This is a genomic window from Pseudomonas sp. QC2 (assembly GCF_002859085.1).
Lineage (GTDB): Bacteria > Pseudomonadota > Gammaproteobacteria > Pseudomonadales > Pseudomonadaceae > Aquipseudomonas > Aquipseudomonas petroselini.
Genome location: NZ_PKKS01000003.1, coordinates 115534 through 141123, shown reverse-complemented (window position 1 = coordinate 141123; position 25590 = coordinate 115534). Strand labels below are relative to the sequence as shown.

General features: G+C 62.6%; 25 protein-coding genes. 7 read left to right on the top strand and 18 right to left on the bottom strand.

Annotation, left to right across the window (positions count from 1 at the left end):
- Positions 1-89: 89 nt before the first annotated feature.
- The 4 genes from QCBJ_RS02170 to QCBJ_RS02155 all read left to right on the top strand — a co-directional run bounded on the left by QCBJ_RS02170 (position 90) and on the right by QCBJ_RS02155 (position 5036).
- Positions 90-1226 carry a DSD1 family PLP-dependent enzyme gene (locus QCBJ_RS02170; RefSeq protein WP_015884845.1) on the top strand — a complete coding sequence of 379 codons (1137 nt, stop codon included), beginning with the start codon at positions 90-92 and terminating at the stop codon, positions 1224-1226.
- The gene (locus tag QCBJ_RS02165) at positions 1216-2400 is read left to right on the top strand and encodes an FAD-binding oxidoreductase (RefSeq protein ID WP_102060037.1); all 1185 of its coding nucleotides are present in this window, start codon (positions 1216-1218) and stop codon (positions 2398-2400) included. The genes QCBJ_RS02170 and QCBJ_RS02165 overlap by 11 nt, the downstream gene beginning before the upstream one ends.
- Positions 2397-3242, top strand: a complete 846-nt coding sequence (locus QCBJ_RS02160) for a GNAT family N-acetyltransferase (protein ID WP_102060036.1) — start codon at positions 2397-2399, stop codon at positions 3240-3242. The genes QCBJ_RS02165 and QCBJ_RS02160 overlap by 4 nt, the downstream gene beginning before the upstream one ends.
- Before the next feature lie 330 nt (positions 3243-3572).
- A complete protein-coding gene (locus QCBJ_RS02155) occupies positions 3573-5036 on the top strand; it encodes an aldehyde dehydrogenase family protein (RefSeq protein ID WP_102060035.1) in 1464 nt (487 codons plus the stop codon).
- 214 nt (positions 5037-5250) lie between these two features.
- On the opposite strand, the gene QCBJ_RS02150 is transcribed toward QCBJ_RS02155, so the two are convergent.
- Entirely contained in the window at positions 5251-5739 is a 489-nt protein-coding gene (locus QCBJ_RS02150; protein WP_015884849.1) for a type VI secretion system tube protein Hcp, read from the bottom strand.
- Positions 5740-5926: 187 nt separating this feature from the next.
- On the opposite strand from QCBJ_RS02150, the gene QCBJ_RS02145 reads away from it, so the two are divergent.
- Positions 5927-6841, top strand: coding sequence for an NAD synthetase (locus tag QCBJ_RS02145; protein ID WP_102060034.1), 915 nt, complete (start codon positions 5927-5929; stop codon positions 6839-6841).
- The gene (locus tag QCBJ_RS02140; protein WP_015884851.1) at positions 6838-7344 is read left to right on the top strand and encodes a hypothetical protein; all 507 of its coding nucleotides are present in this window, start codon (positions 6838-6840) and stop codon (positions 7342-7344) included. The genes QCBJ_RS02145 and QCBJ_RS02140 overlap by 4 nt, the downstream gene beginning before the upstream one ends.
- 4 nt (positions 7345-7348) lie before the next feature.
- Here the strand turns inward: QCBJ_RS02140 and QCBJ_RS02135 are convergent, their stop codons facing one another.
- The 3 genes from QCBJ_RS02135 to QCBJ_RS02125 form a co-directional block, all read right to left on the bottom strand.
- Entirely contained in the window at positions 7349-8683 is a 1335-nt protein-coding gene (locus QCBJ_RS02135) for an LLM class flavin-dependent oxidoreductase (protein WP_102060033.1), read from the bottom strand.
- A 165-nt stretch (positions 8684-8848) separates the two neighbouring features.
- Positions 8849-9622: an OmpA family protein gene (locus tag QCBJ_RS02130; protein ID WP_015884853.1), complete on the bottom strand. Its 774-nt coding sequence runs from the start codon at positions 9620-9622 to the stop codon at positions 8849-8851.
- Between the two features lie 10 nt (positions 9623-9632).
- Positions 9633-10025 carry a DUF4398 domain-containing protein gene (locus QCBJ_RS02125; protein ID WP_102060032.1) on the bottom strand — a complete coding sequence of 131 codons (393 nt, stop codon included), beginning with the start codon at positions 10023-10025 and terminating at the stop codon, positions 9633-9635.
- 318 nt (positions 10026-10343) lie between these two features.
- Between QCBJ_RS02125 and QCBJ_RS02120 the strand changes: the two genes are divergently transcribed.
- Complete coding sequence (locus QCBJ_RS02120) at positions 10344-10721, top strand: c-type cytochrome (protein WP_015884855.1); 378 nt, start codon at positions 10344-10346, stop codon at positions 10719-10721.
- A gap of 60 nt (positions 10722-10781) precedes the next feature.
- On the opposite strand, the gene QCBJ_RS02115 is transcribed toward QCBJ_RS02120, so the two are convergent.
- The 14 genes from QCBJ_RS02115 to QCBJ_RS02050 form a co-directional block, all read right to left on the bottom strand.
- The gene (locus tag QCBJ_RS02115) at positions 10782-11216 is read right to left on the bottom strand and encodes a RidA family protein (RefSeq protein WP_102060031.1); all 435 of its coding nucleotides are present in this window, start codon (positions 11214-11216) and stop codon (positions 10782-10784) included.
- 11 nt (positions 11217-11227) lie between these two features.
- Positions 11228-12811: an FAD-dependent oxidoreductase gene (locus QCBJ_RS02110; RefSeq protein WP_093541263.1), complete on the bottom strand. Its 1584-nt coding sequence runs from the start codon at positions 12809-12811 to the stop codon at positions 11228-11230.
- 12 nt (positions 12812-12823) lie between these two features.
- A complete protein-coding gene (locus tag QCBJ_RS02105; RefSeq protein WP_015884858.1) occupies positions 12824-13747 on the bottom strand; it encodes an ABC transporter substrate-binding protein in 924 nt (307 codons plus the stop codon).
- A gap of 18 nt (positions 13748-13765) precedes the next feature.
- Positions 13766-14539 (bottom strand): amino acid ABC transporter ATP-binding protein, encoded by a 774-nt coding sequence (locus QCBJ_RS02100; RefSeq protein WP_015884859.1) that lies wholly within the window; start codon positions 14537-14539, stop codon positions 13766-13768.
- Positions 14532-15497, bottom strand: coding sequence for an amino acid ABC transporter permease (locus QCBJ_RS02095; RefSeq protein ID WP_043205611.1), 966 nt, complete (start codon positions 15495-15497; stop codon positions 14532-14534). Before QCBJ_RS02095 ends, QCBJ_RS02100 begins: the two co-directional genes overlap by 8 nt.
- A gap of 16 nt (positions 15498-15513) precedes the next feature.
- Positions 15514-17907, bottom strand: coding sequence for a TonB-dependent siderophore receptor (locus QCBJ_RS02090; RefSeq protein WP_102060030.1), 2394 nt, complete (start codon positions 17905-17907; stop codon positions 15514-15516).
- 1193 nt (positions 17908-19100) lie between these two features.
- Positions 19101-21323 (bottom strand): type II secretion system secretin GspD, encoded by a 2223-nt coding sequence (gene gspD / locus QCBJ_RS02085; protein ID WP_102060029.1) that lies wholly within the window; start codon positions 21321-21323, stop codon positions 19101-19103.
- Positions 21320-21844: a general secretion pathway protein GspN gene (locus tag QCBJ_RS02080; RefSeq protein WP_102060028.1), complete on the bottom strand. Its 525-nt coding sequence runs from the start codon at positions 21842-21844 to the stop codon at positions 21320-21322. The genes gspD and QCBJ_RS02080 overlap by 4 nt, the downstream gene beginning before the upstream one ends.
- On the bottom strand, positions 21841-22452 hold the full coding sequence (gene gspM / locus QCBJ_RS02075; RefSeq protein ID WP_102060027.1) for a type II secretion system protein GspM: 612 nt from the start codon (positions 22450-22452) through the stop codon (positions 21841-21843). The genes QCBJ_RS02080 and gspM overlap by 4 nt, the downstream gene beginning before the upstream one ends.
- Positions 22427-23446 carry a type II secretion system protein GspL gene (locus QCBJ_RS02070; protein WP_015884865.1) on the bottom strand — a complete coding sequence of 340 codons (1020 nt, stop codon included), beginning with the start codon at positions 23444-23446 and terminating at the stop codon, positions 22427-22429. Before QCBJ_RS02070 ends, gspM begins: the two co-directional genes overlap by 26 nt.
- Positions 23443-24168, bottom strand: a complete 726-nt coding sequence (locus tag QCBJ_RS02065) for a general secretion pathway protein GspK (protein ID WP_102060026.1) — start codon at positions 24166-24168, stop codon at positions 23443-23445. The genes QCBJ_RS02070 and QCBJ_RS02065 overlap by 4 nt, the downstream gene beginning before the upstream one ends.
- On the bottom strand, positions 24165-24794 hold the full coding sequence (locus QCBJ_RS02060; protein ID WP_064053362.1) for a prepilin-type N-terminal cleavage/methylation domain-containing protein: 630 nt from the start codon (positions 24792-24794) through the stop codon (positions 24165-24167). The genes QCBJ_RS02065 and QCBJ_RS02060 overlap by 4 nt, the downstream gene beginning before the upstream one ends.
- A complete protein-coding gene (locus tag QCBJ_RS02055; RefSeq protein WP_015884868.1) occupies positions 24791-25153 on the bottom strand; it encodes a prepilin-type N-terminal cleavage/methylation domain-containing protein in 363 nt (120 codons plus the stop codon). The genes QCBJ_RS02060 and QCBJ_RS02055 overlap by 4 nt, the downstream gene beginning before the upstream one ends.
- Positions 25150-25581 carry a type II secretion system protein gene (locus QCBJ_RS02050; protein WP_015884869.1) on the bottom strand — a complete coding sequence of 144 codons (432 nt, stop codon included), beginning with the start codon at positions 25579-25581 and terminating at the stop codon, positions 25150-25152. Before QCBJ_RS02050 ends, QCBJ_RS02055 begins: the two co-directional genes overlap by 4 nt.
- Between the last annotated feature and the right edge of the window lie 9 nt (positions 25582-25590).

The following is a 25590-nucleotide window of genomic DNA, read 5'->3' as shown; positions in this document are numbered from 1 at the left end:
TTACTTAATGATTGATTAGCTTTGATTGAACCACACCTTAAGGATGCCTGAGTAGAGTGCAACCTGAACCCAGCCATTCGAGCCCTGCCATGCCCACGCCGATTGCCGCCCTCGACACCCCCGCCGCACTGATCGATATCCCGCGGATGCAGCACAATATCCAGCGCATGCAGCAACGGATGAATACCCTCGGCGTGCGTTTACGCCCGCATATCAAGACCAGTAAATGCCTGCCGGTGATCCAGGCGCAGCTCGCTGCGGGCGCCAGCGGTGTCACGGTGTCGACCCTCAAGGAGGCGCAGCATTGCTTCAGCCAAGGCATCCTCGATGTGTTTTATGCCGTGGCCGTCGCGCCGGGCAAACTGCCCCAAGCCTTGGCCCTGCGGCGCCAAGGCTGCAACCTGAGCCTGCTCACCGACAGCGTCGCCGGTGCCCAAGCCCTCGTCGCGTTTGCACAGCAACACGACGAGCGCCTCGACGTATGGATTGAAATCGACTGCGATGGCCACCGCTCCGGCCTGGCCGCTGAAGACGAGGCCCTGCTGGACGTGGCGCGAATCCTCAGCGACGGCGGCATGCACCTGCGTGGCGTGATGACCCACGCCGGCTCCAGTTACGAACTCGACACGCCTGAAGCCCTGCAAGTGCTGGCCGAACAGGAGCGTGCGCTGTGCGTGCGCGCCGCGCAACGAATCCGCGCGACCGGGCTGGCATGCCCCGACGTCAGCATCGGTTCCACCCCCACGGCCCTGTCGGCGCTGAACCTGGACGGCGTCACCGAAGTGCGCGCCGGGGTCTATGTGTTCTTCGACCTGGTCATGCACAACATCGGCGTGTGCCAGCCGGACGAGCTGGCGCTGAGCGTGCTGACCAGCGTGATCGGCCATCAACCGGAGAAAGGCTGGGTCATCACCGACGCCGGCTGGATGGCGATGAGCCGAGACCGTGGTACCCAGCGTCAGCGTCAGGACTTTGGTTATGGCCAAGTGTGCAGCGAAGCCGGCGTCTGGCTCGAAGGCGCGCGCGTCACCGGCGCCAACCAGGAACACGGCATCATTACCCTGCACACCGTCGACGGTGATGACATTACCGAACGCTTCCCCATCGGCAGTCGGCTGCGCATCCTGCCCAACCATGCCTGTGCCACCGGCGCGCAGTTCCCGGACTATCACGCCCTGGACGCCGACGGTGGCGTGCACACCTGGAGCCGCCTCCATGGCTGGTAATCAAGCAGGATCAAAAAGCGATGTGCTGATCATCGGCGGCGGCATCATGGGGGCGTCGTCCGCGTTTTTCCTGCGGCGGCGCGGTGGTTCGGTCACGCTGCTGGAACGTGACCAGATCGGCCAGTACGCCAGCGGCGTCAACTTCGGCAACGTGCGCCGCCAGGGACGCTACCTGGGGCAGCTGGAGCTGGCGAATCGTTCGTGGGCGCTGTGGAAACGCCTGCCGGAACTGATCGACGACGACCTTGAATTCATCCCCAGCGGGCATATGCGTGTGTGTTACCGCGAAGATGAAATTGCCGAACTGGAGGCCTACGCCGCCGCGCCGGAAGCGGCGCAGCTGGACCTGCAAATCTATCGCGGCGCCGAGTTGCACAAACGCTTCGGCTTTCTGGGACCGGACGTAAAAGGTGGCTCCTACGCGCCTCATGACGGTCACGCCAACCCGCGCCTGGCAGCCCCGGCGTTTGCACGCGCGGCACGACGCCTCGGTGCGCGCATCGAGGAAAGAACCGAAGTCGCCGACGTGGAAAAGGTCAACGGCCTGTTCCACGTCACCACCACCGATGGGCAATTGTTCGTTGCCGAGCAACTGTTGATTACCGCCGGTGCCTGGGCGGCGCGGTTGTCCGAGCGTTTCGGTGAACCGGTACCGCTGGAGCCCAACGGCCCGCAGATGTCGGTCACCGAACCGGTGCCCTATGCCTTGCCGACCGTGATCGGCGTGTTTACAAAAATCAAGGAAGAGGTGATCTACTTCCGGCAGATCCCGCGCGGCAACATCATCATTGGCGGCGGCAATCGCTGTACCCCGGACATGATCAATCGACGCGCCTATTTCAAGCCCGAGAGCCTGCTCAACCAGATGCGCCAGATGCGCCGACTGCTGCCCGGCGCCGAAAAGCTGAACATCATCCGCGTGTGGAGTGGCATCGAAAGCTACACCCCGGACTCCCTGCCGGTGATGGGCCCAAGTGGCGTCGTGGACGGGCTGTTTTATGCCTTTGGTTTCTGCGGCCACGGCTTCCAGCTCGGCCCTGGCGTGGGGGACGTAATGGCCGAACTGATCAGCACCGGCAGCACCAGCACCCTGATCAGCCCCTTTGATATCCGGCGGTTTACCCAGCCTTCGACGGTGCCAGCGAGCGCGCCCACCACAGGAAAACTGATATGAGCCACGCCTATGTTTATCGCTCGGCCACCGCCGCCGACATACCCGCCGCCCATGCGCTGTCCGTACACCTGAAGTGGCCTCACCGCGAGGAAGATTGGGCCATGGTGCAGCGCACCTCCGAAGGCTTCGTCGCCGAGCATGACGGCCATCTGGTGGGCGTGGCATTCGCCTGTCACCAGGGTGCTTACTCCTCCATCGGCCTAGTGATCGTCAACGATACGCACCAAGGCAAAGGCATCGGACGCCGGCTGATGCAGCTGTGCCTGGAAGCTGCGGCGCCGCGCACGCCGATCCTCAACGCCACCGAATCCGGCGCACCGCTTTACGCAAGCATGGGCTTCGTCGATTTCGCGCGCATCCAGCAACATCAAGGCGTGCCGCAGACGCCAGCGCCACAGCCCTTGGTCGAGCACACGCAATGCCGCGCGCTGAGCCTGGCCGATTACCCGCAGGTGATTGAACTCGCCAATGCAGGCAGTGGCCTGGACCGCACCGGGGTGCTCAATGATTTGCTGCCCACGGCCGAGCACGTGGCCGGCCTCGAGGTGCAAGGGCAACTGCAGGGTTGCGCCCTGCTGCGTCGATTTGGTCGCGGGCATATCATCGGCCCGGTGGTCGCGCAGAACCCGGACCAGGCCCGACAGTTGATCACCCACCTGCTGCGGCTGATTCCCGGAGCCTTCGTGCGCTTCGACATTCTGGCCGATTGCGGCTTGGCCGGCTGGCTGGAAAGCCTGGGGCTGCCGTGCGTGGACAGAGCGCCACGCATGGTGCTGGGCGTGCCCCCGCAATCGCGCGACGGCGTCCAGCAGTTTGCCCTGGTAACACAAGCAATCGGCTAGCAAGACAACCTGCGGCAGAGGATTTGTAGTGAGCGGGCTTGTCGGGTCGCCGCATCGCCCGCGCTGGGCTGCGAAGCAGCCCTGAAACCATGCGCCCCCGTTTTGCCCTGGAGGAATGCATTGGCCCGTATTGGGGGCGCTTCGCACCCCAGCGCGGGGCAAGCCCGCTCACTACAGAGAATCTAGTGAGCTGCGGGGATGTTGGATTCAGCAGATTATCCCTTGCAGGCTTGAATAACGGCATCTTTGGGTGGGGCCGTTTTGCTAGTTTATCGGGAAGACAGGGCCGTGCTGTTCGCAGCGCCATTACCGCTCCAGGGAGCTCGTTGGATGACCACACACTCTTCGCATAGCAACAGCATCGATCCGCACACATCCCAGCGGTTTTACATCGATGGCCAGTGGGTTTCGCCCGTCATCCCGGCCAGTTTACCGGTGGTCAATCCGGCCGATGAGACGGTAGTCGCCCAGGTGGCACGTGGCTCGGCCGCGGATGTGGACCGCGCCGTCGCAGCAGCACGCGCGGCGTTTGCGGGTTGGTCTGCGACCCCGGCCGCCGTGCGCGCGCAGGTGATTGGGAACATCCACGCGCTCATCCTTGAGCGCAAAGAGCAGTTGGCCCAGGCGCTGTCCCTGGAAATGGGCGCGGCGATCAGTTTCGCCCGGGCGATGCAGGTGCCGTTGGCGGCTGAACACGTTCGGGTCGCACGTGACCTGCTGTCCAGCTATCCATTCCAGACCGTGGAAGGCGGCACCGCGATCGAGCGCGAAGCCATCGGCGTCTGCAGCCTGATCACGCCGTGGAACTGGCCGCTGTACCAGATCACCGCAAAAGTCGCCCCGGCCATCGCCGCCGGCTGCACCGTGGTGTTGAAACCCAGCGAACTGTCGCCACTGAGCGCCCTGTTGTTTGCCCAACTGGTGCACGACGCGGGCCTGCCGCCTGGGGTGTTCAACCTGGTCAACGGCAGCGGTGCCGAGGTCGGTGCAGCCATGGCGGCGCACTCCGATATCGACATGATTTCCATCACCGGCTCCAACCGCGCCGGCGCGCTGGTTGCACAAGCCGCGGCGCCGACGGTGAAACGCGTGGCCCAGGAGTTGGGCGGCAAGTCGCCGAATATCCTGTTGCCCGATGCGGATTTTGCCAAGGCCGTGCCGTTGGGCGTGATGTCGGCGTTTCGCAATGTCGGGCAATCCTGCAGCGCACCGACCCGGATGATTGTGCCGAAACACCGCTTGGCCGAAGTCGAGGCGCTGGCGGCGGCCACCGTGGAGGCAATCGTCGTGGGCGACCCGCAGTCGGAAGACACGGTGCTGGGTCCGATTGCCAACGAGGCCCAGTTCAATCGCGTCCAAGCCATGATCGCTGCCGGCCTCGACGAGGGGGCAAAACTGGTGTGCGGTGGGCCTGGGCGGGTGGCGGGTTTTGATAAGGGTTTCTATACCCGGCCGACGGTGTTCTCTGAGGTGCAGAGTGGGATGCGCATTGCCCAGGAGGAAATATTTGGGCCGGTGTTGTGCATTATTGCGTATGACTCGGTGGATGAGGCGGTGGCGATTGCCAATGACACGGTGTATGGGTTGGGGGCTCACGTTCAGGGGCAGGACTTGGAGCTTGCGCGGGCCGTGGCTTCGCGTATACGGGCAGGCCAGGTGCACTTGAACCATCCGGCTTGGAACCCGATGGCGCCGTTTGGGGGTTACAAGCGTTCGGGGAATGGGCGGGAGTATGGGGTACAGGGGTTTGAGGAGTATTTGGAGACTAAGGCGATTATTGGGTTTGGTGAGTGAGTTCTGAGGGGCTACATGATTTCTTGTGGGGCCCTCGTGACGGGTATCAACTGCTGCTATGTAATTTACAGGATGTTGGATCTGATTGAGTACATATCCATTGTTTAGGTAACGGCGGCTATGGGCTCCGCCCTTACGGCGGGTCACTTTTGGAAAGCGCCAAAAGTAACCAAACGCACGCCCCACCACTCGGTGCCTATGGCCTTCCAAGGTATTACGCCTTGATGTTTTGCCGGATGTTCCAGCCGAATTTCACCGGCCCGCCGTCTTTGGCGCCATCGGCTTTCTGCGGCTGGTAGCTGATGTCGACGCTGGCGAAATTCAAGGCGATACGGTCGTAGAGCAGGTCATCTTTACTGTCGGCACCGGTGCCGTAGGACACCACCATGACTTCCTTCAAGGTGATCACCAGGTACTCCACCGGGCTGGTGCCTCCCGCTTTGCGCACCACCAGTCTTGCTTCTGGGTAATGTTTACCGCTGGCGCAGGCCATCATCAGGTTGGGGCTGGATTTATCCAGCGGTTTGGTCAGGTTCAGGTTGGCGAAATCGGCCTTGCCTGCCCCGCCGCCCGTACCGGAGTGCATCGATCCCGTCTGCGACAGCCCCCAGGCCCACTCGGTGATATCGATCTCGTCGCGATGGGCCTGGTCCCGTGATTCACCCTTGATATCGCCCAGTTTCAAAAACATATCGACTGCCATGTTGGCTCCCTGTCCTGTGGTGCGCCGTGAGTGACGCGGGGCGCACTGTTCCTGAATCGGGGCGGTACTCACAAGGTGGTCAAGCAAGATCGGGAAGGGCCCGTCTCCAAAAGGCGAAACGTCTGACATTAATTTGCTTCGCTGCGTCTTTACCCTCTCGACTCCGCGAATACCCAGGAGTTAAGGAATGACGGCCTCGCTGCTTAAAGATGGATTCCCCTCGGCTCACCGCACCACACGCCAACGCATTGAAGGCAGCATTGACCTGCGTCGATTGTTTTCCGTGATTGACAGCGACCCGGCGCTGATTGGCGCGGGGGTGGTGTATATCGATGAGGTGTTCAATGTCGTGGTGCTGCGTGAGTTCCAGGCGATCTGCAGCGTACAGCCGATCAAGGTCGTGCTGCGTGAAGCGCCACGGCACGTGGGGCCGGTGGAGTTCAAGCGGATGCTGGAGCATGAGCCTCGGGAGTCGAGGTTAGTGGCGGAGGCGGTGAATACGGCGGTGACGTGTGCGGGGGCGCTGCTGAGTTGGCTAGTGGTTACAAGTGGGGTTGTGCTGATGCCGTTTACGGCAGGTACGAGTGCGTTGATTTCGTTCATTGGTAAGGCCGCAGCGGTGGCGGGTTCCGTACAGTGTATGGCTGGCGTTATCCGAACCGGATCAGAAGCGGTGCTCCCGCAGGTCAATGACTATTTAGATAGTGAATCCTGGTATCAGGACGCGACGGCAGTGTTGGACGGCATTTCTTTACTGGGCGTTGCCACTTCTATGTTGGTCACAGTGAAAGCAGTCAGTACAACCACACGAGTAACCGGAAAACCCCTTCGTTTAGTGCTCAAGGGCCTGACGCGGCAAGAGAGGGCAAAACTGAATGACGAGATGCTTAGAATCCGAGACCCGAGGTTGACGTCCAAACTGCTCAAGTTGGAGAAAGCTATGGGTAGAGCCCCCAAGCGTATCAGCGCTACGAATATGCAGCGTGCGACGGCTACCCACATAATCGACGTATTGGCTGCATCGTTGAGCGTCACCAGCAGTGCAACTAACGGAAACATCAGCACGATTGCGATAGGCATCTACGAGGAGGTCAGCCAGTGAGTGGGCAGGAGGAGATAAAAAACCAATACTACTCAACTGTGTTTATTGAAGATCCCTGGAAGCTTCTGAAGCGGTACATGCCTGTAATCGGGGCAGACATGCTTATCGCATGTACCTCACTAGGATTGACGGCAACGCTGACAATGCTCACTTATCTCTCAACGTACCCCGTAGGTTTTGCTGCCAAAACCGCTCTTTTCGGCGCCGCAGGACTTGGCGCAGTGTTTGCCCTTGCCAAATACGAAGTGTTGTACGGCCGCACCTACTGGGTCTGGCTGAACGTCGCGATATACCTGATCTGCCTGCTGATAGCGCTTCCCACGATCGCCTACCGCCCCGACCTGTATCTCTACTCGATGGCCATCCTCGGCCCATTGATCGGATTGTTGATCCTCAACTGCAACCGCTGCCGCGAACTTCGGCAAAAATCAGTCGAAATCCGCCACAAGCGCCAAGCCATCATCGCGACCCTGAAAAAACAAGGTCGCTGGAAGTGGTGGTGACCCGTTACGCCGCTGCCTCACGCGCCGCAGTATGCCGATTCACCGGCACCGGCAACCCCAAATGCCCGCGCAGCGTGCTGTGGCTGTACTCACTGCGAAATAACCCTCGCGCACGCAACAGCGGCAACACTTGATCAGTAAACCGCGCAAAGTCCTCCGGCGCGCCCACGTGGATGTTGAACCCGTCCACCGCGCCCTCGACAAACCAGCGCTCAATCTCGTCCGCCACGGTCTTGGGCGAGCCGACGAAGCTGGAAAACGGTTTGGCAAAACGCAAGGCCGCCTGACGTAAGGTGAGCCCTTGGTCACGGGCAACCTGCTTGATGTTTTCGGCATGCCCGCGATAACCGTTGCTGCCCAGGTCGCCCAGGTCCGGGAACGGTTCGTCCAGGGGGTATTGGCTGAAGTCGTGGTAGTTGAAGGGCCGCCCCAATTGCACCAGCGCCTTGTTCAGGTCCAGCTCGCCGTTACGCTCGCGGTCGATGGCCTGGGCTTGCTCATCGGTGTCGGCAATGATCGGCGAAATGCCGGGCAGGATGGTCACATGATCGGGGTTGCGCCCGGCGGCGGCGGTGCGTTTTTTGATGTCGCTGTAATAAGCCTGGGCGTCTTCGAAATTGCCCACACCGGCAAAAATCCCCTCGGCATAGTTGGCCGCCAGGCCACGCCCGGATTCGGAAATCCCCGCCTGAAAAATCACCGGTTGGCCCTGGGCAGAACGCGCGATGTTCAGCGGCCCGGTGACGGAGAAAAACTCACCGTGGTGATCGAGGCGATGCTGGCGTTGCGGGTCGAGGAACACCTTGTTTTGCTTGTCACGCACAAAGGCATCGTCTTCGTAGGAGTCCCACAGCCCCTGCACCACCTCCAGGTGTTCGGCCGCCCGGCGATAACGTTCGGTGTGGTCGATATGCTGCTCACGGCCGAAGTTGCCGGCCGCGCCTTCCAGGCCGGTGGTGACCACGTTCCAACCTGCGCGGCCACCGCTGATATGGTCCAGGGACGCAAACTGCCGCGCCACGTTGAAAGGTTCGGTATAGGACGTGGTGAGGGTCGCCACCAGGCCGATGTTCGACGTGGCCCCGGCGATGGCCGAGAGCAGCGTCAACGGTTCCAGGCGGTTGAGGAAGTGCGGCGCGGAGTCCGGTGTGATGTAGGGGCTGTCGACGATGAACACCAGGTCGAACTTGGCCGCTTCCGCCTGTTGTGCCTGGGCGCGGTACCAGTCGATATCCACACTGGCATCGCCTGGGATTTGCGGGTGCAGCCATTCGTTTTGTGCGGTGCCGACGCCGGTGAGAATGGCGCCGAATTTGAGTTGGCGAGGCAAGGTGGGCATCAAGGTATTCCTCCGTGGATGGCAGCGGTGCTGGCCTGTGGAGGATGACCTTAATGCCCGTGGGCGGGGCTTGTGAAAGGCTTTATAGATCTATGCTAATTATTAAAAATATTGATCTAAAAAAACCCATACCTGCATAACTCGCATAACAATCACTGGCACGGCTTAGCGCCGGGCGCTGACCGCTGAACCGTCGTTGGACACAATCACTTCCACCCGGCGATTCAATTGGCGCGACTGCGCACTCACATTATCGGCGACCGGAAACTGCTTGCCGTAACCCATCACCGCCATGCGCTGAGGCCCCACGCCGAGCTGTTGCAGGCCACGGGCAACCGCTTGCGCACGTCGCTCGGACAAGCTCTGGTTGAAAGCATCGCCACCGGTGCTGTCGGTGAAGCCCTCTACACGTACCTGACGCTCCGGGTTCTGCAACAGGAAGGTCGCCAGCCCCTGGAAGTCGCGTTGGCTGCCCGGTTTCAGCTCGGCCCTGCCGGTGTCGAACAGCACGTCGCCAAAGGTGACGACCTGGCCGCGCTCGGTCGGCCGGGCTTTCATCGCCTGTAATGCCTTGAGCTGCGCGGTGCGCACGTCGAGCTGTACCTGGGTGCGGTCCACCGCAATGTTATCGAGCTGGGCGTCGGTTTTGCGACTGACGATGGTCTGCTCGGCCAGGGCGATTTTCTGCGTCGCCAAGTACGCGAGCTGGTCGATCTGTGGGTCGGTACGGTTGTGCAGGGAGAGTTGGTTGGCACGGTCCACAGCATTGGAAGCAATGCGCGTTTCAACCGCCGCCAGGGTGTTGGACTCAGGCTTTTGCTGCAGGCTGGAGAATTGGCTGCGCGCTTGCAGCAGTTGCGGGTTTTCCGGCGGGGTGGCGCAGCCGGCCAACGCCAGGCCCAGGGCCGAAAGAACAGGAATGACTAAAGTGGCACGCATGGAAGGATCCTCAGTGGGTAGTCGCGGGGGCGTTGAGCATTTCCTGCTTGAGCACCTGGATGCCCTCTCGCGCCTGCATCAAGACCTGTTGTTTACGCACGGCATTGGCCTTGGCTTCGGCCAGGCTGGCATCGGCTTCGATCTGCTCGGCCAACGCGTCGACCTGGAGATAATTTTTTTCGCCGATGGCTTGCTCCATGCGCGCCAGCTTGTCCTGGGCCGTTTTCATTTCCAGCGGTGCGAATTGGGTGGCCTGCGCCGACAAGGCGCGCCCAACCGAATCACGGGCCATGGAGATTTTTGTCGCTGGCAGCGGCGTCGCGGCACAACCTGCCAATGCACCTGTGACGATCACAACCAAGGCCGAGCGGCACAGGCGTTTGCTCACGTTGGTCATTTTCATGTGTTGACTCCTAAGCATTTACTGATGGCTACGGGACGGGTAGAAACAGCCCTCGCCGTCTCGCTTGCGTTCAAGCGATCGCGCCACATCCTAGGAGGAAAAAGACGAGCATAAAGAATGAAAAATCCCACCATCATGTAGGAGTTTTCTCGAAAAAAATGCGTAACCTTAGGCAACGCACAGGGAGAGCGGGCGCCCTTGCGTGCAAGGATATCCCGCGGGAGAATGGCGGCTTTACCATCAGCCAGATAGTAATTTAATCAGCAAAATCAAACGGTTGCTATGAAAAAAAAACCGTTATGACAAGGACGTATAACAATGAAAATATCAGTCATCGCGACACTGGGAATTTTATCGCTGACTCAAACATCACTCTGCTTCGCGGATAACGTCAACGGGAAAACGCTCTACTCACAGCGCTGCGCGCTATGCCACGGCGCGGATATCAAAGGAACGGGGCCCCTGGCCAACAAAAGCACCCCGCCTACACCCGACCTGACAACGGCTACGTTCAAACAACGCCTGCATGATTACCCAGGCGTCATTGTGTCTTCGGTAATACTGCGCCCCAATGGAGACTTGATTCCAAGAACGTTGCGAGAGAACGGTGTAAAGCTGGCACCGCACGCGTGGAGCGTTAACGACTTTCGCGATTTACATCAGTACATGAGCAGTGTGATTGCAAAAAGTCGGTGATGTTGAGTTGAGCGGTCGACTGAGCCCGTCAACCGCTCGCCTGCACCTCCCCCATGCGCATCACACTGTTCTGGCAGCGATCGCCTCCACTTCAACCAACGCACCGGGCAATGGCAATGCCACCACTTGCAACGCGGTGCGTGCCGGTTTATTCGGCTGCGCAGGCGTGCCAAAGAACTGGGTGTAGCCCGCCTGCAAGCCGGCGAAATCCAGCTTGCCGCCCGTCTCTTCGGCGCCCACCAGGAACACCCGTAACTGCACGATATCGCCCAGGTCCAGGTCTTGCTGGCGCAGGATCGTGCGCAGCTTGTTGAAGACCGAGACCGTCTGCACTTCGGTATTGCCATAGGCCGCCGCCGTGCCTGCCGGGGCGGTCGCGTCGTGCACGTCAGGCAAGGTGCCGCTGACAAAGATCAGGCTGGCTGAAGCCGGTACGGTGACGGTCTGCGAGATCGGGAAATCGCCGACACGGGTGCGTTGGATGCTGTCGCTCATGATGAAGCTCCTTACGAGGCGGCAAGTGCCGCAAGGTGTGTTTGTTGGGTGACCCGTTCGGCCAGTTGCCCGACCACATGGCGCGCCGAGTTTGCCGCCGATTCCTGCCAGATACCGACGCCGCTTTGCACCAGGCCGTCGCCGGCGAAATACACCCGGCCATGCCCGGCTTCGAGCAAGGCGCTGGCGTCGGCCGGGAAGTGTTCACGTTGCAGCCACGGGCCTTCGCTGTAGGGAATCTGTTCCCAGGACACCGCCAGCGGGTGGCGCAGGTGTTTTGAATAGCCCGGATGCAACAGTTCCACGGCCTCCTTGGACGTGGCGTACTGCTTGTCGAACGGCTGCGCGCCAAACACGTCGGCGCCCTCCCCGGTCACGTAGCCCGCCACCAGCAAGCCTTCGCGGGTGTTGAGGTCGTTGCTCGGGTACCACAGCAGGCGTGCCGGGTGTTCGATCCACGACAGGCCACCGTAGGTGCGATAGTCGGTTTCCCAGAAGCGCGGCGACTGCCACGCGACTTTGGTCGCCTGGTCGCTGCGGGTGCTGAGCAAGGCGGCCTTGATCGGGTCGCTGAAATCGGTGTCGAGCTTGGCCAGCAGCGGTAGTGGCAACGTCGAGATCAGGTAGTCGGCGCGGACCACCTGTTCGCGACCGCTGAGCGTGTCGTGGTAAGTCACCGCCACGCCGTCTTCCAACTGGCGGATCCGCCGCACCTGGGCGCCCAGTTGCACGTGGCCCCTGACGCGCTGGTAGAAGGCATCGGTGATGCGGTCCATGCCCCCCACCGGTTGGAACATGGTGGCGGAGAACTCCGGGAATTCGGTGTGCAGCAGCGCGCCCCACAGTTCCGGGTGCAGCAATTGGTCGAGCGTCAACGGACCGCGGCTGGCGGGTAGGGCACCGGGATGCGCAGGCGATTCCAGGTGCCCCGAACGAAGCGTGCCCTCGAACGCCAGCGCGTGTGACAGGTCGCCATACACCTGCAAAAACGCCAACAATCGCGTGCGTTCTTCAGCGCTCAACAGATCGTCGAGGGCATCACGCTGCACGGCTTTGGCCAGCAAGCCGGACACATGCCCCCGCGCATCGTTGATCGCCTGGCCGACGGTGAACGCCGGCTTTTGCACATCCGGCCGCACCTGGGCGCCATGGCTGCTGTTGACCAGCACTTCCAGCGGCACACCCAACTCACTGCAATAGTCGAGGATCGTACGGTGTTGGCTGGGAATCCGTGCAGGCCCGGCATTGAAGTAATGCCCGGGGTCGAATGCGGCGGTTTGTGTGCGGCCGTCCTTGTAGTCCACGCGGTCGCCGTTGCGGATCGTCCAGGTACGGCCGCCCACCCGCTCACGGGCCTCCAGCACGTGCACGTCGAACCCGGCGCGGGTCAGTTCCAGCGCCGTCACCAGCCCCGCGATTCCGGCCCCCAGTACCAGCACGCGGGTGCCCTGCCCCAGGCCGCTCTTGAGTTTCAGCGGTTGCGGGCGACGGTGTGACGACGGCCCCAGGCCCAATGCCGCCAGCGCATCCTTGGCGGCCTGCTCGCCGCCTACCGCAGCGATGCTCGACAGCGCTTCACGTCGTGTCAGTCCCATGTCGATGCCTCCTTAATCCGGCAGCCCCGGTGGGTTGATCAGCGATTTGTCGACACGCTCTACGTCGAGGCCCCAGCGTTGCAGCACCTGTTCGTATTGGCCGCCGGCAATCGCGCCTTCCAGGGCGGTGTGGATCGGCTTGACCAGGCCGTTGTCCTTGCGCGTGGTGACGGCGATGTCCGCCTGCAAGGGCCAGCCGCCGTTGACGGTACCGACACGCTTGATGCCGCCGGTGATCGCGGCGGAATAGGCGTACACCGAATTGGGACCGAACAGGGCATCGCTGCGACCGGACTGCACCGCCAATTGCGCGGCGGCCTGGTCGTCGAAATACTGCAGCAGCGCCGGTTTGAGGCCGGCCTTTTCATTCGCCTCGTTCCACGCCAGCAGGACTTTTTCCTGGTTGGTGCCGGACCCCACGATAATCTTCAGACCGGCGATGTCCGCCGCTTCCTTGATCTCGCTGATCTTGCTGGTGCTCTTCACATAAAACCCGAGCACATCCTGGCGGTAGGTGGCGAAGTCAAACCGCTTCTTACGCGCCTCGGTCACGGTGACGTTGCTGATCACCGCGTCGTACTTGCCCGAACTGACGCCCAGGGGCCAGTCCTCCCAGCTGGTCTGCACCACGTTGAGTTGCAGGCCGAGGCTGTCGGCGACCAGCTGCGCGGTGTCGGCCTCGCTGCCGATGGTGGTCTTGTCGTCGCTGGCCAGCAGCGCCAGCGGTGGCCCCGCCACGCCAGACACGGCCACGGTGAACTTGCCCGGCTGGGCGAACTTGAAGCCCGGCGGGATCTGCGCGATGGCCGCCTCGTTACGCGGCACATGGATGCGCGGGCGGTCGGGGCTGAGGTCGACCTGTTGCACGGCGAGCGCAGCTTGCGCGGTGCCGACGGCGATCGCCAACAGCGCGATACGAGCAGTAGAGGTAAACATGGGCAGTCACTCCGTTAACTAAAGCACCTTGCCGAGAAAGGCCACGGTGCGGGGATGTCGGGGTTGGCGGAAAATCTGTTCAGGCGGGCCTTCTTCGATCAACTGGCCGTCGCAGAGGAACACCACGTGGTCGGCCACTTCGCGGGCAAAGCCGATCTCGTGTGTGACGATCACCAGGGTCACACCCAGTTGGGTCAGGCCTTTGATCACGTCGAGGACTTCGCCCACCAGTTCGGGGTCGAGGGCCGAGGTGGGCTCGTCGAACAGCAGCACTTTCGGGTCCAGCGCCAGGGCGCGGGCAATCGCAACGCGCTGTTGCTGGCCGCCGGAGAGCTGGCGCGGGTAGGCATCGACCTTGTCCGCCAGGCCGACCTTGGCCAGCAGTTCTTGCGCCTTGGCCTGGGCGTCGGCCTTGCTCCAGCGCTTGTGGGCCAGCGGTGCTTCGGCGACGTTTTCCCAGGCGGTGAGGTGCGGGAACAGGTTGAAGTTCTGGAACACGAAACCCACGTCGATGCGGCGCTTGAGGATTTCGCGCTCCTTGAGCTCGTACAGCAGGTCACCCTTGCGGCGGTAGCCGACGTATTCACCGTCGATGGTGATATGCCCGCTGTCGATCTTCTCCAGATGGTTGATGGTGCGCAGCAAGGTGGACTTGCCCGAGCCGGACGGCCCGAGGATCACCGTGACCTTGCCTGGATCGATGGTCAGGTCGATGTCCTTGAGCACTTGCTGGTTGCCAAAGCGCTTGCCCACGCCCTGGATCTGAATGCGCCCGGCGCGTGCCTCACCCATGGGTTTTCTCCTTCAACCAACCGCGTAGGCGTTGCAGCGGCGTGGGCGGCAGCACCCGTGCGGTGCCACGCGCAAAATGGCGCTCGACGTAGTACTGCGCGCTGGTGAGCACGGTGGTGATGATCAGGTACCAGACGGTGGCGACGATCAGCAGCGGGATCACCGCCTGGGTGCGGTTGTAGATGACCTGCACGGTGTAGAACAGCTCAGGCAGCGCCAGCACGTAGACGATGGACGTGCCCTTGACCAGGCCGATGATTTCGTTGAACCCCGACGGCAGGATCGAACGCAGCGCCTGGGGCAGGATGATCCGGAAGATGCGTCTCGAGGCCGGCAACCCCAGGGCCGCCGCCGCTTCATGCTGGCCGGCATCGACACCGATCAGGCCGCCACGAATGATCTCCGCCGCGTACGCCGCCTGCATCAGGCTCAAGCCCAACACCGCCACGGTGAATTGGCTGAGCACATCCACCGTCGACCACTCGGCGAACACCACGCCGGTGAACGGCACGCCGAGCACGATGTGGTCGTACAGGTAGGCGAAGTTGTAGAGGATGATCAACACCAGCAGCGCCGGCATCGAGCGGAAGAACCAGATATAGCCCCAGGCCAACGCCGCCAGCAGCGGCGAGCCCGACAGCCGTGCCAATGCCAGCGCGGTGCCGAGGATGATGCTGAACACAGTGCTCAGCAGGGTCAGCAACAGCGTCTGCCCCAAGCCGCGAAGCACCGACGGCGAGAAGAACCACTGGCCGAACACACCCCACTCCCAGCGCGGGTTGGTGGCCAGGGAATGCACGATGGCGAGCAGCACCAGCGCGGCGAAGATCGACCCGGCCCAGCGCCAGGGATGCCGCGCGGGCACCACTTGCAGGGCCTTGATCGGCGTGGAGACACGGGCCTGGCGCACCGGGCTGGGTGAGTCAATCAGGTCATAGGATTTGGCGACGATGGGCATGGTGTATTCCTCGGCCTTAGAAGGCATAGGTCAAGCGGGTGTAGTAGTACCCACCGGTAAAACCGTAGGGCGAATAGGTGCCGTAGCTGCTGACCATGGTGCTGCTGGGCACGCCTTGTTTCTTGGGGTAGATGTCGAACAGGTTCTTGGCGCCGATGGCCACGTTGAGGTCTTTGGTGAGGTTGTAGCCAAGGTCGAGGTCGGTAATCCATTTGGCGCTGTAGACCCGGTCGAGGTCGCGATTGGCCGATGCATTCACTTCCTTGTAGGACCCGTAGCGGGTCAGGGCCAGGTTGAGGTTGAAGCGGTCGATGCTCCAGTCGCCGCCCAGGATCAGCTTGGTATTGGGCTGCACACCGGTGATCAGGTTGCGCGCCTCGCGGTTCATCAACTCATAGGAGGTGCCAAGGATGTTGGTCGACTCCTTGTAGTTGAGGATTTTGGTCTGGTTCCAATTGAACGCCGCCGTCCACTTCAGCGAGCCGTACTGACCGAGGTCCTGACTGTAGTTGCTGACCAGGTCCAGGCCTTTGGTGCGAGTGTCGGCGCCATTGATGAAGTACTGGCCGCCCGAGGTGGAGTTGATGCCGTTGTTCTGCAGCACCTGGGTGATCTCGGGACCGAGCAAGGTTCCGGTGAGGGTGATGCGATCGCGCAGGTTGATCACGTAGGCATCGGCGGTGAAACTCAGGCGGTCGGTGGGCGTGAGGGTGAAGCCGAGGCTGAAGTTGGTCGAGCGCTCGGGCTTGAGGTCCTCCGCCCCCAAAGCCCTGGCCGCCGCCGAGCCCACCGGCAGTACGCCGTAGTTGATCGACTGGTACACACCGTCAACCACGCCATAGGTGGTGGAGCGCGCACTGAACAGGCTGTTGGCCAGGGACGGTGCGCGGAAGCCGTTGCTGACGGTGGCGCGCACGGCAAATTCGGGGGTGAAGTCGTAGCGGGTGGTCAGCTTGCCGCTCCGGGTGGCGCCGACGCCTTGGTTGTAGTGCTCGTAGCGGAACGCGGTGCCGACGTACCAATCCGGCACCGGGTTGAAGCCCACGTCGACGTAACCGGCGAGGCTGTTGCGCGAGGCACTGCTTTCTTCATCCGGCGAAATGCCGTTGGTGACCTGCGCCCCGGACGACGCGCAATTGCCCGGTGCCACGCAGTAGCCGCCGTTGGCGTAGGACTCGTAGTCACCGGCCTGCACCTCATAGGTGTCGCGCCGATGCTCGAAGCCGTAACTCAGGTCCAGCGGCTTTTGCAGACCGATGTCGAAGCCGCGCTTGAAGTCGAGGTTGGTGGTCAGCTCGGTGGAAATCCACGTGCCGGAGGTGAAGTGATTCGGCGTGGCCTCGCCCAGCGACGGGTTCTGGTTGTGGGTGGTGCCCTGCTCCGCCTCGTTGCGCCCGTAGGTGGTGGACAGGTCCCAGTCCCACTCGCCAACGGTGCCTTTGCCACCGAAGGCAGCCTGGAAATCGTCTTCGTCGATAAACCAGGTAGGCGTATAGCCCGACGGGTAGCCGTTGGGCCCGGTGGTGATGGTGTTGGTGATGGTCGGCAGGCGGAAGTTCTGGCCTTGCTCGGCTTTGCGTCGCGAATAGGTGGTGAAGGAATACAGGCTGAGGCTGTCGTCGATCGGCAGCTCGGCGTTGTAGCCCAGGGTCAGCAGGTTGGTCTTGGGCGTGCCATAGCCGCCGTACGTGGACTTGCCCGCCAGGCCATAGGCTTGCTCATAGGTGTAGCCGTTGGCGCTGGCCTTGTTGTCATCATTCTGGCTGCGGGCGTCCAGGGCCAGCTGCACGATGCCGCCGTTGCCGATTTCGAAGCCCTTGTTGAGGCTTTGTTGCACGGTCTGTTTCTTGCCGTCATAGCCCAGGCCGGCGTTAGTCACCGAGGTGCCGCTGGTGTCGGCCTTGAGGATGACGTTGATCACTCCGGCGATGGCATCGGAGCCATATTGGGCGGCGGCGCCGTCGCGCAGGACTTCGACATGATCGATGGCGCTGATGGGGATCAGGTCCAGATCGGCCGGGGCCGCGCCGGTGTTGATACCGTTAATGTTCAAGGTGGCGGCGGTGTGACGGCGCTTGCCGTTGACCAGCACCAGCACCTCGGCGGCGCTCAGGCCACGCAGGTTCGGCGCGCGGGCGATGCCGCTGGCGTCCCAACCGGTTTTTTCCGGCAGGGTCAGCGACGGGATCACCGCGCTCAACGCTTCCATCAGGCCGGGCTTGCCGGTGCTTTGCAGTTGCTTGGCGCTGACCACATCGATCGGCACCGGGCTGCTGGTGACGGTACGCTGTTCGGCGCCCCGGTTACCGGTGACCACCACGGTGGACAGAGTTTTGTCGTCCTGGGCCTGGGCGGTGTTGGCCAGGAAGGCCAATGCCAGTACGGCGGTCGGTTGTAAGACTTGCTTCATAGCCACTCCAGACAGTCCAAATCGCGAAGTCGGGCAGGCACGCGGGCGGGCGCGGTGCTCGATTTTTTCAGGGGTGTTGCGGCGATTGAGGGCTAGGTGTGCGGCGAGTGTGGGGATTGAGTTGGCAACATACGTTGAGCTCCCTTCCAACGATTCTGCCGTGGGCTTGTCACCCGGTTATGGCGCGCAGAATCTTGATTACGCTGGGTACCATCCGAGGTCAGGGGTAGGCTGTTGCGATCAAACATAACGGAATGGGTTTTGAAAATATAATGCTATTTGGGTATAAGCTAATATTCTCTACTTTCATTATTTATGAATGCTTTTATTCATATAAATAATGTTTTTTTGAGATTGTCGTTGGGTAGACGGGGTACATATCCGTTGTTTGGGTAACGGCTGAAATGGGTTCCGCCCTTACGGCGGGTCACTTTTGAAAAGAGCCCAAAAGTAACCAAAAGGCTCTTGCCCCAACACTCGGCGCCTCGCCTAGGCTCGGCATGCCCTCACTCCGGCTTGAATCCGTGGGCCGCCGCCACGCGCCATCCATGGCGCGGGGCGGCTAACCCGGCGTCCTGCCGGGTTACCCACGGATTCAAGCCTGCGTTCGGCCAGCGTGTTTGACGGGGCGCCTAAGATCAAAATCAAAAAAAACCAGAGCAAAAGCAGATCAAAAGCAGGCTGATATCTAGCCGATGTATGGAGATCAAACTGTGGGAGGGGGCTTGCCCCCGATAGCGGTGTGTCAGCTGATCCATCTTTGGCTGTCACACTGCAATCGGGAGCAAGCCCCCTCCCACATTTGGACCGCGATCGACAGACGCAACTCCGGTCGGCTTTAAGGCCGCCGCGTTTGCCTCTGCTCTACACCACTCAAGCCGGCTGTCAGGCCGCTGTGCTTTTGCTTTTGATCTTGATCTTAGGCGCCCCGTTAAACACGCTGGCCGGAATTCGACAGGGATTTGGGGGGCAAACCGGCAGGGATGCCGGTTTAGCCGCCCCGCGCCATGGATGGCGCGTGGCGGCGGCCCCCCAAATCACTGGCGGATTACGGGCACACCGAGCGTGAGCGAGGTGCCGAGTGTTGGGGCGAAGCGTTTTTGGTTACTTTTGGCGCTCTTCCAAAAGTGACCCGCTGTAAGAGCGGAACCCATAGCCGCCATTACCCAAATAACGGATATGCACACAACCTCTCACCCCCCCGGCTTCAACAACTGCATCTGCTGCCGATAATCATCCGTCACCTGCCGCGCCTGGCTGCTGCTGGTAATCACCCTAGGCGTAATCAACACAATCAACTCCGTCCGATCCTTGGACTTACTGGTATTCCCAAACAACCACCGCAACCCCGGGATCCTCCCAAGGTAAGGCACCGCACTGACACTCTCGGCGTTGTCCTGCTTGATCAACCCCCCCAGCAGCACCGTCTGCCCGCTTTGCACCGCCACTTGGGTCGACACCGAACGCGTGGAGATGCGCGGGTTATTCTGCGTGTCATTACTCGAAGACGCCTGGTCCTGCGCGTCACTGACCTGCTGCTGAATATCCATGTACACCAGGCCACCCGGATTGATCCGCGGCACCACATCGAGGATCACCCCAGTCTGCACATACTCGACGCTGCTCAAGGTGGTGTCGGAGGTGCCGGTATTCACCGTGGTCTGGCTGATGGGAATGTTGTCCCCCACCTGAATCTGCGCCGGCTGGTTGTTCATCACCACCAGCGACGGCGCCGACAGCACTTGGGTGCGGCCATTGGTTTCGAGGGCGTGCAAGGCCACTTGCAGGTTGGAACTGACGAACGAATAGAACAACGAATCCGCCGCCCCCAGCCCTGCCCCGCCACCGCCCAACGCGCCTTGGCTGCCGGCGGTGTTGCCCACGGTGGTGCTGGTGGAATTGCCGGCCAGGCGACCCAGGTACCACTGCACCCCAAGGTCCAGTTCGCCGGTGAGTTTGACCTCGAGGATGCGCGTCTCGATCTGCACTTGCAGCGGCGGGTTGTCGAGGCGTTTGATCGCCGATTCGATCTCTTTCCACTGCACCGGACGGGTGCGTACCAGCAGTTGGTTACTGCTTTTCTGCGCGGTGATACGCGTGCCGGCGTCGAGGCTTTTGGTTGGGGCGTCTTCGGTGGCGCCCTGTTCGGCGTCGTCCTGCTCGGCTTCGGGCGCTTGCTCCTCATCCTCAGCGGCAGGCTGGTTGTTGTTGAGGGTGTTACTCAGGCCACCCGGCGTGCTGCCGGAGGTGCTGTTGGTGCCGGGCGAAGACAAGGTCGCAGTGCGCAGGCCGGGGGCGACTTTGGCCGGGGTGTCGTCCTTGATTGCGCCCGTGCCGTAGATCTGCCGCAGGTACTTGGCCAGGTCGGTGGCTTTCATGTTGCGCACGTCGTAGACGTACATCTGCGGCTCGTTGCCGCCGCCTTCGTCGATGGTGTGGATCCAGTCACCGACTTCGCTGAGGTACTGCGGCTGCGACGAGATCGCCACCACCGAGTTGGTCCGCTCGATCGGCAAAAACCGCACCATGCCCGCCAGGGGCATGCCGCTGTCGGGGCCGAACATTTTTTGCAGCTCGGGCATCAACTCGGCCACCGAGGCGCGTTGCAGGCCGAACACACCCACCGACATGCCTTTGAGCCAGTCCACATCGAAGGTGTCGATGGTGTCCTGGTAGTTGGCCAGTTCCTCGGGGGTGCCGGCCAGGCTCAGCACATTGCGCGCCGGGTCCACCAGCAGGAAGGCGTTCTCGCGGGCGAACGGCTTGAGCAGCTTCTGCATCTCGGTGGCCGAGATATAGCGCAGCGGGAACAGGCGCGCCGACAAACCGCTGGAGGGCTGTGACACGCGCATCTCCGGCACCAGCTTGCCCGCCACCGCCTGGTTGGCCGGCAGGATGACATAACGGTTGCCCTGCTTGATCATCGCGTTGTCGGTCCACGACAACAGGGTCTCCAGAATCGACAGGGCCTGCTGCTTGTTCACCGGTTTAGAGGTGGAAAAGCTCACATTGCCCTTCACGCCCTGGGCGATGCTGTAGTTCTCGTGCAGCAGGTCGCCCATCACGCTGTTGATCACCGCTTCGATCGGCTGGTCGGCGAAGTTGAACACGATGTCGCCAGCGCCCTCCTCCTTCCCCGCCGGCGCCGCGGATGGCGCACGCACGAACTGTTGGTTGCCGCGAATCAATTGGCGTTGCGGCGGCGTCTTGGCCTGGGGTTGGCCGCTGTCGACCGGCGCCTGTTCGCTGGCCGGGTCCACGGGCGGACGTTGCGAACCGGTGCCCTGCATCGCCTCATGCAACAGGGCCTCGTCCGGGTCGAGATGCTCAGGGAATGTCCCGCAGCCACCGAGGGAAACGGCGGTAGCGAGGCACAACACGGTGGTGCGCAAGGCGCCAGGGAATGTATCGATCAAGGGGTGGACTCGTGAGGAAGGGTAATCGGGGGTGTGGTGGACGGCGGCGGCAAACGCAAGGCGCGCAGGCTCAGGGTTTGTGTGCGGCCGTCCAGCGCAAAGCGGGCATCGCGGGGTGTGAGGTGTTCCAGGCGCCAGCCGTTGGGCAGGGTCTGGCCCTGGCGGACTTTGAGCGGCGGGCCGTCGGCGCGTTTGAGCAGGGCCACGCGCAGGTCGCCATCCAGCACGATGCCGGTCAGCGTCAGGCTCGACAGGCTGGAAACGGCCGCCTGGCCCACCGCGCGGTCGGGGCTGCGGTCGGGACTGAACAGCGGCGCTTGCCAGGTGCCGGCCAGGCTTTCCAGGGTCGCGTTCGGCGCCACCAGTACCTTGGCGGCCGCAGTGGCGCGCGAATCGGGTTCGGGCGCCGGCAGCCATTGCGGCGCATCGCCGATGCTGCTGAGGATGCCGACCATCAGCAGGCCCAACAGCCCGGCCACACCGAGCAACAGCCATTCCAGGGGACGCAATGCATTGATCATCGCTGCACCTGCCGGGCCGTGGCCGGTTGCAGGTAGCCGCGCACCAACAGGTGCACCACCAGTTGCCCGGCACCACCGCTGGCCGGTGCGTTCGGCGGGCGGCGGATGCTCATCTCATCGACAAACAGAAACGGCCGCTGGTACTCCAGTTCATGCAGGATCGCGGTCAGGGGTTCGATGGCGCAATTGAGGGTCAGGCTGACTTTGACTTGGCGATAGGGCTCGGCATCGTCCTGCTCCGGGGTGATGGGCATGCGCTGCGTCAGGCTGCAACCGCCGCCGAGGCTGGCGCGGCTGTTGATCAGGTCGGCGATGCGTTGCATCAGGTCGGCTGCCACGGCGCTGGGGTCATCGCCGGGCAACAAGCTGGTGCTGCTGGCCGGGTCCTGGCGCGCCTGCTCCAGCTGTTGGCGCAGGCTATCGCCTTGGCGCAACAGGCCGGCGTAGCGTTGCTGCTGTTCACGTAACTGTTCGGCCTGCTCGCCGATGCTGCGCAAGGGGCCGGCGAACCAGCTGTCGATCAACAGCCAGTAACCGGCGCCAAGCACCAGGGCCAGGACGATCAACGCCGCGCCACGGCGTTCACGGGGTGTCAGTGGTCGGCGCATCGGCGGCCTCCTGGTGCAGGTGGGCGCGCAAGGAAAACTGATCCTTGCCGGTTTGCGCATCGGGTTGGATCACCCCTTCGAACTGGGCATTTTCCAGGCTGTGGCAGCCCTTGATCCGGGTGATCAGCGCGCTGGCCTTGGCGCTTTGCCCGGAGAAGGACACGTCGGCGCCGTCGTTGACTTCCAATTGGTCGAGCCAGGTGTCGGACGGCAGGCAGGCGGTCAGCTCGTTGAGCAGCGCCGCCAACGGCGGTTGCGCGGCCTTGCGGCGGATCAGGTACTGGGCGGCGCCCCGGGTATTGAGCAATTGCTGGCGCAGGGCCTGGACCTCGGCGACCTGGGCTTTCTGTTCGCGCACGCTCTGCTGCATGGCATCGAGCACGCGCTGGCGGTCATTGAGCCACAGCAGCATCGCGGCAATCAGCAAGGCGCCGCACAGCCATGGCAAGCTGCGTTGCAGGCCCTTGCCCTGGGGGCGCTGGCGGGGGCGCAAAGGTGCCGGCAGCAAGTCGATGCCCATTGGCGCGCCCGTCGCATCCGCCACATCCACGGCATGGGGCTGCAAGCCGAGGGCGGCGCAGTCATTGAGGATCTGGTCGAGGCGCTCACGCAGGATCGCCACCAGCGTGACGTGCAAGTGCGTCGGCGTACGGCGTTCCTGACGCGCGACAAAGTACAGTTGGGCAGCGTCGAACGGCGTGAAGCGGTCCAGTTCATAGCCGACGACCGTCGACAGGTTACGCGCTGCGGCCGGGGGCAATTGCAGGGTTTGCACCAGCACCGTTTCAGGCGGTAGCACCAGCACGTGGCGCGCTTCGCCGGGGTGCTGTTCGACCGGCACGGTCAGCGGCCAGGCATAGACATGCTCGGGGATATCGGCGAACGACAGCCAGGCCGGCAGGCAGCCGCGCAACTCCTTGAGCCACAGGCGCCAGCCCAGTTGCAGCAGGCTGCCGCGCCAGCGTTGCATGACGGGCTCCAGGTACTTATTCATTCTTGCCAACGTAGGACTCGATAAGGTTGTGCGCTGCCTTGCGCGGGGCTCAATAACACGGTGGCTTGCACCTGGGCGTGGTAACCGCCGGGACGTTGCGCGCGGCTGCTGACCACCAGCACTTCGCCGGCATCGGCCCCCACCGCGCTCTGGTGCGGCAGGTTCAGCGCGCGGCGCATCAACGCACTGGCGAAGGCCGGATCGGGTCGGTCCAGGCCGCTCCACAGGCTGATCTCGGGCACCAATTCGCTGTACAGCGCCTGGGTCATGCCCGGCAGTTGACGCACTTCTTCCACTACTCGAAACGGCGCCAGGCCCTGGTTACGGCGCACCTCCAGGGCTTTGGCGAGCTGGTTGGCCTGGCGTTGAGTCGCACCGCAAGCCAAGGCCAGGCGGGCGAAATCGCCGACCTCGGCGCTGTTCAAATACAACTTGCCGCGCTCGCTGCGCAGGCTGACGTGCAGTTGCGCGTCATCAAATACCCGCGAAATCTCACGCCCGTCGGCTATCCATTGCTTGTGCTGCAAGGGGTCGAGCAGACCTTGCATCGCCAGCGCTACGCCCGCCTCGGCAGCCAGCACCGCCTGGGTGTGCTGGCGGTGCCAGGCGGCCTGGCGCGTTTCCAGTTGCACCCAACCGGCCAGACCGCCCAGCAACAGGCTGAGCAAAGCCAGCACCCACAGCACCAGCAACAGGGCAACGCCACGTTGATGCTTGATCATTCGGGCGCCCCGCCCGACAAGTTCAGGCGCAGGGCAACCACCTGGGTCACCCAGGGCACCGGCCCATTCACTCGCGCGTCGATCCGCACCGCATAAGGCAGGCGCTTGGTCCATGGCCATTCGCTGATCCAGCCGGTGAGTTGGCCTTTGGGCGACAGGCCGCGATAGCTGAATTGCACATCCTCAACGTCTTTCAACAACACCTGCGGCTCACTGCGCGACGCCGGCACGCTCACTTGCGCCTGGGACTCAAACCGTGCGAACGCGACTTGCAGTTCGCGCTGCGATTCCGGCCCCACCAACTGCAGCGTGAAGCGCTGAATCCCGCCACCGAGCACGCCGGGCAAGGTCGCGACAAACTGCATGCGCTGCGGGCTGCCGGCGAAAAAGCCGTCGACCTGGCTGTCGTCCTCAGTCACATCCAGAGGCAGCGCCTCGCTGATGGCGGTGCGCAAAAACTGCTGCGCGGCGCGCATTTCATCCAGGCTGACCGTATAGCGCTGGGCCTTGAGCACCGCCCGATTGGCCCCCAGCAACGCGCCACCGACCAAGGTCAGCAGCACGCCGAGCAGGCTCAGCACGATCATCACCTCGAGCAAGGTAAAGCCCTGCTGATGCCGCTTCATAATCCGGCCCCGGCAGCGCGCAGTTTCAACGTGCTGAAGTGCGCCTGGCGCGGGCCTTCGCTGACGCTGAGATCAAGGCGAAACAGCTGCGGCTGACCGATACGGGTGGGCTGCTGGGCGATGCGCAGCTGCCAGTCGATGCCGTCCAGTTCGCCCTGGCGCACGCCGTTGGCCAAGGGCCCCGCGCCTTCCTGGTCCATCACGCTGACGGCGGCATGGGTGAGCCGGTCGCTATGGGCGACTTGCAACAACGAGCGCGCGCTCTGGCCGAACGCGACCAGCAACACGCTGCTGCAGATCGCCATAAGCACCAGCGCCGCAAGCATTTCCAGCAGGGTGAAACCGCCTTGATGCTTCATGGCAGCGCCTTGGACTGCACACTGCCGGTGAGCCAGCCGATGTCGATGCGCCAACGCCGGCTGCCATTCGCCAGCAGCAGGTTGCCACCGGTGGAGCTGCCATCGGCGTAGAACGCCACCGCCGAGCCGGCCTGTTCTGCGGTGTGCAGGGTCACGTGCAGGTCGGCCGGCCAGTGTTTCAACGGGCGGCCCGGAGCCTGGAAGCTTTGCTGACGCAAGTCGAACACGGTGCTTTGGGCGGTGCCGCTGACAATCGCCCGCGCCCGCGTGCTGCGCAGCGCCTCGACTATCTGCCCGACAGCCTGGCGCTCTTTCGCGGCACGCAGGCCTTGTTGCAGGCCAAATCCCACCAACCCGGCCGCGATGCTGATCAAGACGATCACCACCAGCATTTCCAGCAGGGTAAAGCCGCGTTGGAGGTTGGGCATGGTCGCGGG